This is a genomic window from Phreatobacter aquiterrae (assembly GCF_053471285.1).
In genome coordinates this window covers 1-14,290 of record NZ_JBJPHW010000007.1, presented here as the reverse complement: position 1 = coordinate 14,290, position 14,290 = coordinate 1, and the positions used below count along the sequence as shown (strand labels likewise).

Sequence of the window (14,290 nt, the reverse complement as noted above, 5' to 3'; positions counted from 1 at the left end):
ACGCGCCGCTGTCCGGCCTGTCGGACTTCTCTCGACATTCTCGTGGGTTAGCCGCGCCTTCTGGCATTGGGGTGCTCGCGAGACGCCGTTCCGCGCGGTGTGGGTCGCCTTCGCGGCGGTCATTCTCGACGTCCGAAGTCGAATGTCCAAGCCATGATGGTCGAGACGGGTTCGATCTTCGTCGAGAGCGGTTCGATCTTTCGGCGGGAGGGGGTCGCGGTCACGAACGACGGTGAGGCTTGGTAGACCCAGTTTCGTTGCGATCGTCTTAGGAGCGGATTCTTCGTCCGGCTTTGAGGGGCAGCGCGGTTCAGACGCCAAGCACTGCGCGCTGCTCGGTCCAGGCCATCGGCAGATCGCGCACGATCTCGGTCGCGCCGATGGTGGCGGGCAGTCGCCCCTCGACAGCTGCCTCAATGATCGATGGGTCGAGGAAGGCGAGCTGGATCATCATGCGGATGTTGCGGGCACTCTTGCCCTCACGCATCGCGATGCCATCAACGCTCTCGATGCGACCCGTACTCAGATCATCGAGCCAAGCACGTGCCTTGACGATCGCCTTGATCAGGCGCTCGCGGTTGGCCTGCTGCTGATGCGGTGCTGCGGTCGTCGTTCCCTCAGCGGCTGCGATGGCCTCATGAATAACCTTCTCAGGCTTGGCCTGCCGCGGCGTCCATGGCAGCGCGATAACGCGATCTCTCTGCGACGCATGACCTGCAAATGTGATGACGATCTGATCGCTGTGAACCTCAACCCGCTCGATCAGCTCAAGCACCAGCTCACGCTGAGCAGCGTCGGCTGCCGGCATCTCCCCCGCATGTTGACGCAGAGTGCCGAGGACGACGTCGTCGATCGCAGTGGCGCTGGCGCGCGGCGGCGATCCCGCCTCAGCCTTCCGGTTCTCCAGAAGCGCCCGGGAGATGTAATAGTGGTATCGAGCGCCGTGTTTGATCGTGTAGCTCGGCGACATCCGGTTGCCGCGTGAGTCGAAGATCAGGCCGCGCAATAATCCGTTCGGGCTCGGCCTCCTTGACCGCTCGACCAGTTGCGATGCCAACCGCTGCTGCACTGCTTCGAAGGTCGCGGCATCGACGATCGGTTCATGCTCGCCTGCGTGATGCTCACCCTTGTGGATGATCTCGCCGATATAGGCTCGGTTGCGCAACAGAGCCGAGAGGGCGCCGGTGAAGAACAAGACGCCGCCGAAGGTGCTGCCATCGCTTCGGGTCCGGACACGCGTGCGCAGGTCGCGGCGATCGAGTTCCTGCTTGAGAAGAGGGATCGATCCGAGTTCGAGATAGAGACTGAAGATCGTCCTGACCTGTTCGGCCTCGACTTCGTCGATGATCAGTTTGCGGTTCAGGACGCGGTAGCCGAGCGGGACGTGGCCTCCCATCCACAGGCCTTTGCGCTTGGATGCCGCGATCTTGTCGCGGATGCGCTCGGCGGTGACCTCGCGCTCGAACTGGGCGAATGAGAGCAGCACGTTGAGGGTGAGCCGTCCCATCGAAGAGGTCGTGTTGAAGGCCTGCGTCACCGACACGAACGAGATGCCCCTGGCATCGAAGCGCTCGACGATCTTGGCGAAGTCGGCGAGCGAGCGGGTCAGCCGATCGACCTTGTAGACGACCACGATGTCGATGCGGCCGGCATCGACATCGGTCATCAACGCCACCAACCCAGGCCGATCCATCGACCCGCCGGAGTAGCCGCCGTCGTCGTAATGGGTCGGAACCGATGACCACCCCTCATGGCGTTGCGAAGCGATATAGGCCTCGCAGGATTCGCGCTGCGCGTGAAGCGAGTTGAAGTCCTGTTCGAGACCTTCCTCGCTCGACTTGCGGGTGTAGATCGCGCAGCGCTTTATGCCTGAGCCAGCCGGCCCCCGACTTCCTGATCGTTCCGCCGGTCGCGCGCTACGCATGGGCATCGCTCCCGCCCGCGTCGATGGTGGGTTTCTTGGGTTCTGGCGATGCCTGATCACTCCCGACCGGCTTGATCCTCTTCGGCGGAGACCTTGCGCCAAAGAACACCCAACCGTTCCAAGTCGTGCCTGTGATGGCCTTGGCGACCGTCGAGAGCGAAGGATAGGTCGCACCCTGCCAGAGGAAACCGTCGGGAATGACGATCACCTCGTGCATGACGCCCTGCCACTCGCGGACGAGCCGCGTACCCGGCATCAGCCGACGTGGCGGCACGGATGATCGGCCCTCGCGCGGCGAACCGTCCTTCGATGCCATGCCTTCCCGCGCGATGGCCTGCAGACGCTTGGTCGCCGCGAGCGACAATCCACCGAAGGCCTTCTCCTGGATGGCATAGGCAAGCGCCTTGACCAGCAGTTCGCCCTTGAGACCGGGAGCGGCAGGCTTCCCAGTCACCTCGCGCCAGCGCAGGCGCAGCGTCGAAGCATCGAGATCGCGCAGATGCGCGATCTCGTCTGCAATCCTCTCGGCGCTCGGCTGTTGGAGCTTGCCGCGAACCATGGTGGTCAAGCTGCCTTCGCGGTGATCGGCATGGCCGTGATTCGGTAGCGGCTCTCCTGGCCGTCGGCTCCCTTCTCCAACTCGACCGTGTAACCGCGCTTGCGCAAGCCGGTTAGGGCCGCTCGCGTCGTATGGGCGAGCCAGCTGGTCGCGGTCGTCAGATCGCTGATGGTGGCTCCCTCGGCTCGCTCCAGCAGGGCGATCACCTGGGCGAGCTTGGTGGCCTCGCGCGGCGTGGAGGATCGTACTCCCGCTGCGGTTTCCTCAGAGCGACGCCCATCAGGGTTCTCGGGGGCAACCGCCCCATCGCCCATCTGAGTGCCGTTGCCGTCATTGACGAGTGCATCACTCGGATCGCTCGCGGCATCCTCATCTGCCTCGGCCTGCGGCTCGATGCCGAGTGCGGCGAATCCGGCAGCCGTGATCACTAGCGCGAAGGCTCGGTCGGCATCGCGGCGAACGATCGGCATGCCCGGCGCAACTTCAATCTCTTCTGCAACGCCCTTCGCAATCAGGCTCCCGGCGAACTTGGACGTGGCGCCGCCCTTCAGATGGTCCGGCGGGAGAATGCAGCGATCGGCGCGCTGGCTCGCTGCAGACAGCGCGACGAGTTGGGCGTCGGTGAGCTTGATGGTGGCGGAGGGGATCGTGGTCATGGTGGTCGCCTGTTCGTTGGCTAGGGCCGGCCCATCGCCGGCACCACCACGACCCCGCGAGGCGACAAGCCTCAGCGGGGCGATCTCAATCGGGCACTCGCTCGAAGCGACGATCGACTAGTCGCGATCGGCCAGCTCGTTCACACGTCTATGGGCAACGTCGCGGCGTTCAGGAGATGCTGAACCTCACAGAGCTTCGGCTCGACATCAAGGACGCGCTCGTTGGTTGCCTTAAACCGCCCGCCATCGGCGAAGCTCTCATCATGTTTGAGGATCAGGGTGCATTCCTCGACCTCGGCGCGGGCCAGGCGAATCGCTACTGATAAGGCCGGCTCAAGCTCGCCGCGAGAGCCCCGTGCTGCCTTGGCAACGCGATCAACGGTGGGTTCAACAGCGATAGATCCCGCCCCCCCGCCGTGATCGCTCCGATCCTTCCGCTTCTTCGCCATCGCCGCTCTGCCGTGACCCCGCGCGCCCTCGCGCCGGTCACACACACGCTCTCTTCGCGGCAGCAGTCCAGTCGAATATGCGACGAGGGCCGAGGATATCTGCCGCCAGCGACCAGCGGCTGCTTCGCGCCTCCTTTCCGGCCGTTGAGCCTGGAGTTGAAAGCGGACACTTGATCGACACCGCGTGTAAGCACACTCGCGAAAGGTGGCCGCGCATACACATCGTCACCGCGCCTGACCCCAACAGTTGCCTGCACTGCTCCTCTGCTCGCCGCCTGGTCGGCCCATCTTTCGGGTTGAAGCCTCGGGCGCGTCATCAGCTCCCGCAACGCGGATTGCCCCTGTGACCTTCGCCTCTCGACGGTTGATTTCACCGTCTTCCCGCTGACAATGACCCCGGTTGGCCCAGGGAGGAACGCATGCGGACTGTTCGACCGATTGCGGCAGGCATGTTGAAGGGCCTCGCCGTCCTGCTGATGGCCTCTGCCGCGTTTGCGACCGAGAGCCTTGCCTCAGAGGCTGGAGAGACGGCCTTCAAGGCCCGCTGCGCGGCCTGCCATGGCCCGCGGGATATGCAGTACTGGGGCCGACAGCGGCCCGATGCGGCCACCCGGAGAGCTTGGCTCGAACAACTGCTCCGCCGGCATTATCCGCCCCCGCCGGCCGAACTGGCGCCGATCGTCGATTACATTCAGGCCTCCATCGCCGCGCCGGCCGCGCCGCGATAGGCAACAACGGGCGTGCGCTGCTCGGTGATTACCGCGGATGGCCGACAGGCTGGGTGAAGGTGAGAATCTGTTGGCTGCGCAGGTTCAGCGCCTTCGCCAGATCCGGTTTCTCGACATTGCCGAGCATGACCGTTCCGAGCCCCTCCGAGGCCGCGAACAGATAGACGTTCTGGGCCACCAGCGCTGCATCGACATGGGCATAGAGGTCCTGCTGCGCCTGCGGGGCCTCCGCCATGCGCGCGCGATCGGCCACATAGATCAGGACGACCGGCGCGGTTGCCGCGAAGGGCTGTCGGCCGGTGAGGGGCCTGATGTCACCCGCCACAACCGGGGTTAGCGCATGGGCGGCAGGGTCGTAACGGAAGACCGTCTGGGGCGTCGCCAGATAGATGTCGATGGCCTTCGAACCGCGCCATGACGGCACCGTGCGCTCGCCAGACTCGCGGCGGTTGATGCCGTTGGCGGCCCATAGCAGGTCGGAGAGAAGTTGCTGGGACAGCGGACGGTCAGCATAGGCGCGAATCGATTGGCGTTTGGCCAGCGCTGACAGGAATGGGGTCCCGCCCTCCATACGCGGCGCCGGAAGGGTTGTGCGCTGATCGGCAAGGGCGACCGTTGTCACGGACAGTGCGGCCGACATCACAAGGGTTGCAACCATCAGGACGCTTGCCTTGGTTCGTCGCCACATCGTTCTAACCCCTGCATTGTGAATCTCTAATTACCATCGAAATAATGCATGATGGGTTGATCCGCATCAAAGTCTATTGTGCCTCACCGTAAGAACATTCGCGGAAAGAGACGGCTGATATTTTGCTGGGTCATGAAGCGATCTGTCAGTCTGAGCTTGGGCACTGCCCGGTCCTGAACTCATCGCTGCAACCAAGCTCGAAATCGCGCATCGGGGAGACGGACATGTCGCAGCCTCGGCGGGAGGCCCCCGAATCGAGTCGCCCGGATCACGCGTCCGTTCCGAAGGGGCTGCCGCCGGCGGTGCTGTTCGGCGGTTACGGCCTTGTCTGTCTGGGGCCACCGATCTCGGCCGTGTTGCAGGGTCTGCCGATGCGCGGCCTGTTCCGCGAGATCTCGGCAGGCCTGGTCATGGTCGGCTACGTGATGATGCTGCTCCAGTTCCTGCTGTCGGGCCGATTCGCCTGGCTGTCGGGCCGGATCGGCATCGACCGGACCATGCGGTTCCACCAGCTCACCGGCTGGGCCATCCTGGCCTTCATCATCCTCCACCCGCTGCTCTACGCCGCGCCGCGGCTCATGCCCGAGCCGGCCGACGCGCTCGCCGTGCTGAACCGCATGTTCGCCTCGCCAAACCTGCGCAGTGGTGTCATCGCCTGGTGGCTGACGATCCTGGTGGTCCTGATGGGCGTCTTCCGCGACCGCCTACCCATCCGCTACGAGGCCTGGCGGCTGAGTCATGGTCTCGGCGCCATCGCCATCGCCCTTTTTGGCACGCATCACACGCTGGCGGTTGGAACCTACAGCGCAGATGCCTGGCTGGCCGCCTTCTGGATCGTGGCCACGATGGCCGCCATCGGTTCTCTGCTGCACGTCTATGTTATCAAGCCGCTGATACAGTTGCGCTCGCCCTATCGCGTTGTATCCAACCGCAAGATCGCCGATGGCATCTGGGAGGTCGCGGTCGAGCCCGAGCGCGGGCCTGCTCCGCCCTTCGCCTCAGGGCAGTTCGTCTGGCTGAATCTCGGCCATTCGGCCTTCAGCCTGACCGAGCACCCCTTCTCCATCAGCTCCGCGCCGCACGCACTGCCGCGGATCGAGTTCGCTATCAAGCAGAGCGGCGACTTCACCGATCGGATCGGCGAGATCCCCGTCGGCACACGCGCCTATCTCGACGGGCCGCACGGTACCTTCACACTGGCCGGCCGGGAGTCGGAGCCCGTTCTGTTCATCGCCGGCGGCGTTGGCTTTGCACCGGTGATGGGGATGCTACGCCAGCTCCGGGCAGAGCGGTTTGCTCATCCATTGCGATTGATCTACGCCAATCGCGTCGAGACCCAGATCCTGTACCGGGACGAGATCGAGGTGCTCAGGAACGCACTCGATTTCGACGTAATCCACGTCCTGTCGGAGCCGCCTGCCGGATGGAGCGGCCCGGTCGGCCAACTGACACCGGACGTCCTCGGCCGATGCCTGGACAGTCTCGAAGACAGACCATGGCTCGTCTTAGTCTGCGGCCCGCCGGCTATGATGACCAGCGTCGAGCGCACTCTGATCGCCCGCGGCATTCCCCGCGCCCGGATCGTCTCGGAGCGGTTCAAGTATGATTGAACCAGCGGATCCCGACGATCCCCGCCATCATCGGGTCGGCGTGGCACTCGTGCGGATGTCGGCATCGGGACCTTCTCCGCCGCGGCGGAAAAGATCATCATTACTTCGGTGATCGGTGGTCTTCGGAGCCCATGCTGGCTTTCGAGACCTCTTCGCCTCCCCGAAGATCGGTCGAAGACCACCGCCAGCTACACCGCCACCAAGGACATCAACCGGGAGTTCGCGCCGTTCCAGCGCTAGGACGCAAACTGGCGACTTCGGTGGGTGAGACCGAGCCTGATCTGCTTCTCGATTTCGACAATGGCAAAGAACGCCATGCCAACCAAGACGATCAGGATTCCATCACCCAGCGGCACAGATTGCGTCCCAAGAACGGCCTGCAACATAGGCACATAGGTCACGGCTAACTGCGCAACCGTTATCGCAATTACCACGGCCCAAATTACGCGCGTGCCTTTGATCGCTGACCACGTCAGCGACGCACCGTGGATGTTGCGGATGAAGAACAGGTGGAAGATTTCGAGGACCACCAGCATGTTCATCGCCATCGTCTGGGCCAGCGCTAACGGATAGCCGCGGTCGACGGCGTAGGTGAAGATCCCGAAGACAGCGGCAAGAAACAGCAGGGCGACCAGCACGACATGCCAGACGAGCGCACCCGACAGAATTGGAGTTTCGCGGGGACGAGGTGGGCGCGCCATAGTGCCAGCCTCGGTGGGCTCGAAAGCCAGCGCGACACCCAGCGTGATCCCGGTGATCAGGTTGACCCAGAGGATCTGGACAGGTGTGACCGGCAAGGCGAGGCCGAGGAGAAGAGCCACGATGATAGTCATGGACGCGCCCGCACTGGTGGGGAGCGTCCAACTGACAACTTTCTTCAGGTTGTCCCAGACAGTCCGCCCCTCGCGCACTGCCGCCACGATGGAAGCGAAGTTGTCGTCAGCCAGAACGAGGTCTGCCGCCTCCTTGGCGGCCTCCGATCCCTTCAGCCCCATGGCGATGCCGGCATCTGCCCGCTTCAGGGCGGGTGCATCGTTGACCCCATCGCCGGTCATCGCAACCGACAAGCCGTTCGCCTGAAGGGCCGTCACCAGCCGCAGTTTATGTTCGGGACTGGTGCGCGCGAAGACATCCACCGTCCGAACCTCCAGAGCGAGCTGGGCATCATCCAGCTTGTCGAGATCTGACCCGGTCAGCACGCTGTCTGGGTTTTCCAATCCGATCTGCCGTGCAATTGCCGCCGCTGTGCCGGCATGGTCGCCGGTGATCATCTTGACGCGAATTCCAGCTGAACGGCATTCGGCTACAGCGGAAATTGCCTCCGCACGAGGCGGGTCGATGAGGCCGACCAGCCCGAGAAGGGATAGACCTTCTTCCAGCGCAGCGGGATTGATGACGTCCCCCGGCTCTACTCGCTCGGCCAGAGCCAGAACCCGCAGACCTCGGCGTGCGAGCCATTCGGCCTTGTGATGCCAACGGTCAAGGTCGATGCCGCTGCACATGCGCAGGACGCGCTCCGGCGCGCCCTTGACATGGACAACTCGGCCTGACGGCCCGTCGGACAGTACAGCCATGAAGCGGTGGCGACTGTCGAAGGGAATGGCATCCAACCGCTGCCCGATATGCTCAACCCCGACCTTGCCTGCAAAGGCCAGAAGCGCTCCCTCCATGGGATCGCCTTCCACCGACCACTGGCCATCCTTTCGGTGTAGCGCCGCGTCATTGCAGGAGGCCGCAGCGAGAGCGAGGGGTGAGAGGTCGCCAGCGGGCGTGATGGCGCCGTTGGGAGCGTAGCCATCGCCGGCGATCTCGAACGCTCCGTCTGGCGTTTCTGCCGCGACCACCACCATCTCGTTGCGCGTGAGTGTTCCAGTCTTGTCGGTGCAGATCACTGAGACCGAGCCGATCGCCTCGATCGCGGGAAGGCGGCGAACGATCGCATTGCGCCGCGCCATGGCCTGAACACCGATGGCCAGAGTGATGGTCATGACAGCGGGCAGACCCTCGGGGATCGCAGCGACTGCCACGCCCACGACCGCCATGAACATCTCGGAGAACCCATGGTGCCCGACGAAATAGCCGTAGGCCAGCAGAAGAGCGGAGGCGAGCAGGATCAGCAGGGACAGCCAGCGTGCGAAGTGGTCCATCTGTGCGACGAGCGGCGTGGTCAGTTGCTCCACCTCGGCGAGAAGTCCTCCGATCCGCCCGATCTCGGTGTCGGCTCCGGTCGCCACCATCACCCCGCGAGCCGTGCCCTGGGTGATCAGCGTGCCCGACCACAGCATGCATCGTCTGTCGCCAAGGGCGGCATTGGCAGGAACTTGATCGACGCTTTTCTCTACAGGCACCGACTCGCCGGTCAGGATCGCCTCCTGTGCCGCAAGGCCTCGGGCCTCGATTACCCGAAGATCTGCGGGCACTTTGTCGCCTGCCTCCAGGAGAACGATGTCACCCGGAACCAGATCGGCTCCATCCACCGTGATCCGCCGCCCATCCCGCAGGACCGCTGCGCGGGGTGCCAGCATGCGGCGGATCGCCGCCATCGCGGATTCGGCTTTGCCCTCCTGGACGAAGCCGATCAGCGCATTGGCGATCACGACCGCGATGATGACCCCGGTATCGACCCAGTGTTGCAGAGCTGCGGTCACCACAGCAGCGCCGAGCAGCACAAAGATGAGCACGTTGTTGAACTGGGCAAGCAGACGCATCACTAGCCCGCGCCGGTGCTCCGCGGGCAGGCGGTTGGGTCCATGGGCGGCCAGCCGCCGAACAGCTTCCTGACCGGACAACCCTGCCTGGCCGACAACGAACGCCGCGAGGCTGGCTGCCGCTGGATGGGCATGAGGCTCCGTCAGGGTCATGCGATCAGCCTGCATATTCATGGTCGCTCATATCCGATGCTGGAGTTCAACTGCACGGCCGGTTGGAGTCTTGTCCCGCCGGCGGAGCGAGGGATTGCTTCTGGACTGCCCATCAACATCGAGGCGATTGCCGGCGCCGTCCTTGTTCCCCGTCAATCCTCGGGCATCGGGCACTGCTGGAGCGGCAATTGCGATGAAATGCCGCGGGCTCCGGTTGTTCCAGGTCAATATCACCGTGAATCAATCTGCCAAATTTGCATTCGCAGTTATGGCTCTGAGAGGATTTTCTGTCATGAAGACGATTTGCTACGTACCTTTGTTGACCTATCCTGATGCGACATCCGTGCATGCCGCAGACGTTGCAGTGGCCATGGCTGGTGCAATAGGAGGCGATGTAGATGCGACCATCTATGCCGTGGATCTTCCTCGTGCCGCATCTACCTTCGGCAACATGATCATCAGCGTGTCGGATATGATCCAGAAAGTCGAGAACGATAGCCGCGAGCACGCTGCGGCCCTGTCGGCCGCGGTGCGGCAGGGAGCGCTGAACCGCGGCCTCGGTGTCAGTCTGGAGACCCGCGTTGCCGCCCCAACCGAAGCGATGGCGGGAGCTGCGGCCGAGGCGCGTTATCGTGATCTTGCGATCATTCCCTGGGCCGAGGACAACCTCACGTCCCGGGAAATGGCAGAAGCCGTCATATTCGGCTCGGGGCGTCCGGTGCTGCTGGTGCCGCAAAGCCATGTGGCGGCCAAGATCGACCATATTGCTATCGCCTGGGACGGCAGCCGCGTCGCCGCCCGCGCCCTCGCCGACGCCCGGGGTACACTTCCGGGAGTGACCAGAATCACGGTCATGACCGCTGGCGACGAGAAACCTCTGGAGACCGGCATCGGGGATCAACTCGTGGACAGCCTGTCCCGCAGAGGCCTGCAAGCTCGGCACCATGTCGTCGCGGTGGGAAATCGTCCCGTGTCACTGGCCCTGCAGGAGGCATCCCTTGAGGTCGGAGCCGGAGTGATGGTGATGGGGGGATACGGTCACTCGCGGCTGAGGGACTTCGTCATGGGCGGCGCGACGAAGGGGGTCTTGGCGGCACTGTTTGTGCCCGTGCTCATGTCCCACTGACCAGCGCTTCACCGGTCAGTTCCGCAGTCGCCGGTCGCACAAGCTGAGGCCGCGTGGCGGACCGCCGGGCGATTTCTTATCGTGCCGGAGCGATGAGAGGTTGCCCCGTCCAGCGAGGTGCCCCGACCTCGCCCATGGAGATGCGATGTCTTTGCCCACGCTAGCCCCGTTCGCCGAGATCGCGCTGCTGCTCGGGATGGCCGCAGCGATCGGATTGCTCGGAATAGTGATCCGGCAGCCGCTGATCGTCAGCTTCCTGGCGGTCGGACTCCTCGCAGGGCCGTCAGCACTCGACCTGGTTCGCTCCAACGCTCAGATCGACCTTCTCGCCAAGCTCGGCATCGCCGTCCTGCTGTTTCTCGTCGGCATCAAGCTCGATGTGAAGCTGATCCGATCGCTCGGCGCGGTGTCGCTGATGAGAGGGCTCGGGCAGGTCGCTTTCACCTCCTTCTTCGGCTACCTGATCGGTCTCGCACGGGGGCTGGACCACCTGACCAGTCTCTATGTGGCTGTCGCGCTGACGTTTTCCTCGACCATCATCATCGTCAAGCTCCTCTCCGACAAGCGCGAGATCGATTACCCTACACGGGCACATCGCGCTCGGCTTCCTGATCGTCCAGGCCTCGTGGTCGCATCGCAGTAACGTCCTATGTCACCAGGGAGGCGGGCACGCTACGGGCTACCGGCGCTGAATTTTAATGTCGAGCCGCTCCAGGACGCTGGGGACCACACCGTCGAATTGCTATACGGTGGTCAAGAGGTTGGACGCACGGACATCCCCGAAATCGAGACGGAGGGTCGATATGTGAACTGAAATCGAATCGGCGCGAGTGGCGAACAATGGCTCTGCTGTTTCGACCCAAGGCGCGCCGCCTTCGGTCAAGAAGGCTCAATATAATATAAATTGTTATAGAGACGGTCCGTTACTTTGATGCAACAATAACATATGTATCATTTGCTGATATTTTTTACTTGATTCACTTCAATTGACGAAGAATTCTGACGCGTTCATCGTCGACATTATTTTTCATTTCCGCTTTTTTGTTGTCGGGGTTCACATGAGGCAGCTTCTGGTAGCGACCGATTTTTCCGCTCGATCCGATCGGGCGATTCGGCGCGCTTCGCTGATCGCGCACGAGACGGGCGCCTCACTGTCCCTAGTGCACGTCGTCGACAGCGACCGGCCAGATTACTTGGTGTCCATCGACAAGGAAGCGGCTGAGAAGGCTCTCGTGGAGTTGTCCCAAACGATCCGCGACATCGATGGCATCGCCTGCAGCCATGGGGTGAGCCTCGACAATCCTTTCGAAGGCATCGTGGCCTTCGCCAGGCTGACGCAGCCGGATCTTCTCGTGATCGGCTCGCACCGGCGCCAGATTCTGCGCGACGCATTCATGGGAACCACTGCGGAACGCGTGATCCGCTACAGCCCTATGCCAGTCCTGATGGCCAACGGCATGCCGACGGGTCCTTACAGGCATGTCATGGCAGCCACCGATCTTTCGGCGCCCTCGGCGCGGGCGGTTGGGATTATGGCGAGGCTCGAACTTGCCTCACATGCGAAGTTGTCGCTGGTTCGCACGATTGGAATCCCTGAAGTTGGCCTGATGATGCGTGCTCCTGCGTCGCTACAGGACATCGAGCGGCACATCGAGGCGCGCAAAGCTGCGGCCACCGAGGACCTGCGCGCCTTTGCCAGAACCTTGCCGCTGGCACCTCACCACGTCGAGGTCCAGGCCGAAGGGGGGACGACGGCGGCCACCATCCTCCAGGCAGCGGCAGCGAGCAATGTCGACCTGCTCGTCATCGGTACACGGGGCCAGTCCGGCCTTTCCCGGTTGCTGCTGGGCAGCGTCGCTGCAGCAGTGCTCCAGGCGGCGACGATCGATGTGCTCGTCGTGCCACCTTCTGAGCAGGGAACTGCGCCATGATGTCGGGTGGGCTCGGGCTCTCCTTGCCTGTCGAGGGCATCGTCGCGGCGGGGGCGCGCGGCCGATGCTGAGGGAGCAGTGGGGCTCCAGCGCCGGGTTCATCATCGCGACCATCGGCGCGGCGGTTGGGCTCGGCAACATCTGGCGGTTCGCCTATGTGACGGGCGAGAATGGCGGCGCGGCCTTTCTTCTGATCTACCTCGGCTTCGTTATCGCCATCGGCCTTCCCCTGATGATCGCGGAGCTGGCGCTCGGCCGACGGGCGGGCGCCGATGCGGTCGCTGCTTTCGAGACGGGCCAGGAGTCCTCGGTCTGGCGCCATGCCGGCTGGCTCGGCGTGATCGCGGCGGGCCTCATCCTGAGCTACTACGCCGTGATTGCCGGCTGGGCGCTGCGTTATGTCTTCGGAGCCGCGACGGGAGGGCTCTGGCGCTCGAGCGGCACGGGCTTCAGCGCCTATTTCGAGGCTTTCATCAGCCATTCCGTCGAGCCGATCCTCTGGCAGGCGGCGATGCTGGCGGCGGCGGCGCTCGTGGTCAGCGCGGGCATCAAGGGCGGCATCGAGCGGATCAACCGGTGGCTGATGCCCGCTCTGGCGATGATCGTGCTGCTGCTGGCCGCCTTCTCGGTAACGCTGCCGGGCGGCACGCGCGGCGTGGCGTTCATTCTCGCCCCGGACTGGAGCGCCTTTTCCCGCCCGGCGGTCTATCTCAATGCGCTCGGCCAGGCCTTCTTTTCGCTCGGCGTCGGCATGGCGGTCTTCATCACCTATGGCAGCTATCTCGACCGGCGCACCAGCATCCCGCGTGCGGCGGTGGCGGTCGCGGCCGGGGACACGATCTTCGCCATCCTGGCGGGGCTTGCCATCTTTCCTGCGGTCTTCGCCTTCGGAGGCGACCCGGCTGCGGGACCGAGGCTCGCCTTCATCACGCTGCCACAGGTCTTCGTCCAGATGCCGGGCGGCTCCGTCATCGGCCTCGTCTTCTTCCTCCTGCTGGCGGCGGCGGCGCTGACATCCATGATTTCTCTGCTCGAGGTTCCCGTGTCCGTCGTGGTCCACCGCGCCGGACGGTCGAGATCGGCTGCGGTCGCCATGGTGACCCTTGCCGTCTTTCTGGCGGGACTGCCCTCGGCGCTGAGTTACGGCGTGCTGGAGCGCTGGAAGATCGGCGGGCTGCCTCTGCTCGATCTGGTCGATCAGGCGACCTCCAACATCCTGCTGCCGCTGTGCGGACTGGCCTGCGCAGTCTTCGTTGGATGGCGTCTCGCCCCGTCAACGGCGCTCGCAGACGCCGATCTCGGCAACACGCGGGTCGGATGGGTCTGGTGGTGGCTCCTCAGGGTCGTGGTGCCTGTCACGATCGTTCTCATTCTTCTGCGGTCGCTCGCATGGCTGTGAAGGTCGATCCTGCCTTCGCGGGCCCCGGCACGATGCCCTGGCCGCGAGGCCGCAAGGGATGAGCGGGATCATCGTCATGCTCGCCGCGCTCGCGGCACTGGTCATCCTGACCTATCGCGGCGCCAGCCTGCTGCTCAGCGCCCCGGCCCTTTCCGTCCTGGCCGTGCTCGTCGCCGAAGGCGGACCGGTTCTTGCGACCTTCACCCAGGTCTTCATGCCGGCAACCGGGCGCTTCATCATTCTCTATTTCCCGCTCTTTCTGCTGGGCGCCGTCTTCGGCAAGCTGATGGAGGCCAGCGGCAGCGCAAGGGTTCTCGCCGATGCCTTGAGGGACGGCCTCGGGCCGCGACACGCAATCC

12 protein-coding genes and 1 pseudogene are annotated in these 14,290 nt (G+C 64.0%); 7 read left to right on the top strand and 6 right to left on the bottom strand.

Features of this window, described 5'->3' with window-relative positions:
• Window positions 1-310: 310 nt before the first annotated feature.
• From ACJ4V0_RS11930 to ACJ4V0_RS11915, 4 genes are all read right to left on the bottom strand, one after another.
• Entirely contained in the window at window positions 311-1,924 is a 1,614-nt protein-coding gene (locus ACJ4V0_RS11930) for a recombinase family protein (protein WP_448299800.1), read from the bottom strand.
• Window positions 1,917-2,483 (bottom strand): DUF2924 domain-containing protein, encoded by a 567-nt coding sequence (locus ACJ4V0_RS11925; RefSeq protein WP_448300021.1) that lies wholly within the window; start codon window positions 2,481-2,483, stop codon window positions 1,917-1,919. The genes ACJ4V0_RS11930 and ACJ4V0_RS11925 overlap by 8 nt, the downstream gene beginning before the upstream one ends.
• Before the next feature lie 5 nt (window positions 2,484-2,488).
• The gene (locus tag ACJ4V0_RS11920) at window positions 2,489-3,139 is read right to left on the bottom strand and encodes a DUF3489 domain-containing protein (RefSeq protein WP_448299799.1); all 651 of its coding nucleotides are present in this window, start codon (window positions 3,137-3,139) and stop codon (window positions 2,489-2,491) included.
• Between the two features lie 140 nt (window positions 3,140-3,279).
• Window positions 3,280-3,588, bottom strand: coding sequence for a hypothetical protein (locus tag ACJ4V0_RS11915; RefSeq protein ID WP_448299798.1), 309 nt, complete (start codon window positions 3,586-3,588; stop codon window positions 3,280-3,282).
• A 449-nt stretch (window positions 3,589-4,037) separates the two neighbouring features.
• Between ACJ4V0_RS11915 and ACJ4V0_RS11910 the strand changes: the two genes are divergently transcribed.
• Entirely contained in the window at window positions 4,038-4,316 is a 279-nt protein-coding gene (locus ACJ4V0_RS11910; protein WP_448299797.1) for a hypothetical protein, read from the top strand.
• Between the two features lie 28 nt (window positions 4,317-4,344).
• Here ACJ4V0_RS11910 and ACJ4V0_RS11905 read toward each other — a convergent pair whose 3' ends face one another.
• Window positions 4,345-4,974, bottom strand: coding sequence for a SagB/ThcOx family dehydrogenase (locus ACJ4V0_RS11905; RefSeq protein ID WP_448299796.1), 630 nt, complete (start codon window positions 4,972-4,974; stop codon window positions 4,345-4,347).
• Window positions 4,975-5,126: 152 nt separating this feature from the next.
• On the opposite strand from ACJ4V0_RS11905, the gene ACJ4V0_RS11900 reads away from it, so the two are divergent.
• On the top strand, window positions 5,127-6,614 hold the full coding sequence (locus ACJ4V0_RS11900; protein WP_448299795.1) for a ferredoxin reductase family protein: 1,488 nt from the start codon (window positions 5,127-5,129) through the stop codon (window positions 6,612-6,614).
• Window positions 6,615-6,850: 236 nt separating this feature from the next.
• Here ACJ4V0_RS11900 and ACJ4V0_RS11895 read toward each other — a convergent pair whose 3' ends face one another.
• On the bottom strand, window positions 6,851-9,496 hold the full coding sequence (locus ACJ4V0_RS11895; protein WP_448299794.1) for an HAD-IC family P-type ATPase: 2,646 nt from the start codon (window positions 9,494-9,496) through the stop codon (window positions 6,851-6,853).
• 271 nt (window positions 9,497-9,767) lie between these two features.
• Between ACJ4V0_RS11895 and ACJ4V0_RS11890 the strand changes: the two genes are divergently transcribed.
• From ACJ4V0_RS11890 to ACJ4V0_RS11870, 5 genes and pseudogenes are all read left to right on the top strand, one after another.
• Complete coding sequence (locus ACJ4V0_RS11890) at window positions 9,768-10,601, top strand: universal stress protein (protein ID WP_448299793.1); 834 nt, start codon at window positions 9,768-9,770, stop codon at window positions 10,599-10,601.
• Window positions 10,602-10,746: 145 nt separating this feature from the next.
• A complete protein-coding gene (locus tag ACJ4V0_RS11885) occupies window positions 10,747-11,244 on the top strand; it encodes a cation:proton antiporter domain-containing protein (RefSeq protein ID WP_448299792.1) in 498 nt (165 codons plus the stop codon).
• 343 nt (window positions 11,245-11,587) lie between these two features.
• The gene (locus ACJ4V0_RS11880; RefSeq protein ID WP_448299791.1) at window positions 11,588-12,532 is read left to right on the top strand and encodes a universal stress protein; all 945 of its coding nucleotides are present in this window, start codon (window positions 11,588-11,590) and stop codon (window positions 12,530-12,532) included.
• 64 nt (window positions 12,533-12,596) lie between these two features.
• Window positions 12,597-13,931 (top strand): sodium-dependent transporter, encoded by a 1,335-nt coding sequence (locus ACJ4V0_RS11875; RefSeq protein WP_448299790.1) that lies wholly within the window; start codon window positions 12,597-12,599, stop codon window positions 13,929-13,931.
• 58 nt (window positions 13,932-13,989) lie between these two features.
• A pseudogene (locus tag ACJ4V0_RS11870) lies at window positions 13,990-14,290 on the top strand (GntP family permease); the annotation flags it as partial.

Bases quoted from the DNA above. Each gene is read 5' to 3' on its own strand.
- ACJ4V0_RS11930 (WP_448299800.1), bottom strand. From the start codon at position 1,924: ATGCGTAGCGCGCGACCGGCGGAACGATCAGGAAGTCGGGGGCCGGCT.
- ACJ4V0_RS11925 (WP_448300021.1), bottom strand. From the start codon at position 2,483: ATGGTTCGCGGCAAGCTCCAACAGCCGAGCGCCGAGAGGATTGCAGAC.
- ACJ4V0_RS11920 (WP_448299799.1), bottom strand. From the start codon at position 3,139: ATGACCACGATCCCCTCCGCCACCATCAAGCTCACCGACGCCCAACTC.
- ACJ4V0_RS11915 (WP_448299798.1), bottom strand. From the start codon at position 3,588: ATGGCGAAGAAGCGGAAGGATCGGAGCGATCACGGCGGGGGGGCGGGA.
- ACJ4V0_RS11910 (WP_448299797.1), top strand. From the start codon at position 4,038: ATGTTGAAGGGCCTCGCCGTCCTGCTGATGGCCTCTGCCGCGTTTGCG.
- ACJ4V0_RS11905 (WP_448299796.1), bottom strand. From the start codon at position 4,974: ATGGTTGCAACCCTTGTGATGTCGGCCGCACTGTCCGTGACAACGGTC.
- ACJ4V0_RS11895 (WP_448299794.1), bottom strand. From the start codon at position 9,496: ATGAATATGCAGGCTGATCGCATGACCCTGACGGAGCCTCATGCCCAT.
- ACJ4V0_RS11890 (WP_448299793.1), top strand. From the start codon at position 9,768: ATGAAGACGATTTGCTACGTACCTTTGTTGACCTATCCTGATGCGACA.
- ACJ4V0_RS11885 (WP_448299792.1), top strand. From the start codon at position 10,747: ATGTCTTTGCCCACGCTAGCCCCGTTCGCCGAGATCGCGCTGCTGCTC.
- ACJ4V0_RS11875 (WP_448299790.1), top strand. From the start codon at position 12,597: ATGCTGAGGGAGCAGTGGGGCTCCAGCGCCGGGTTCATCATCGCGACC.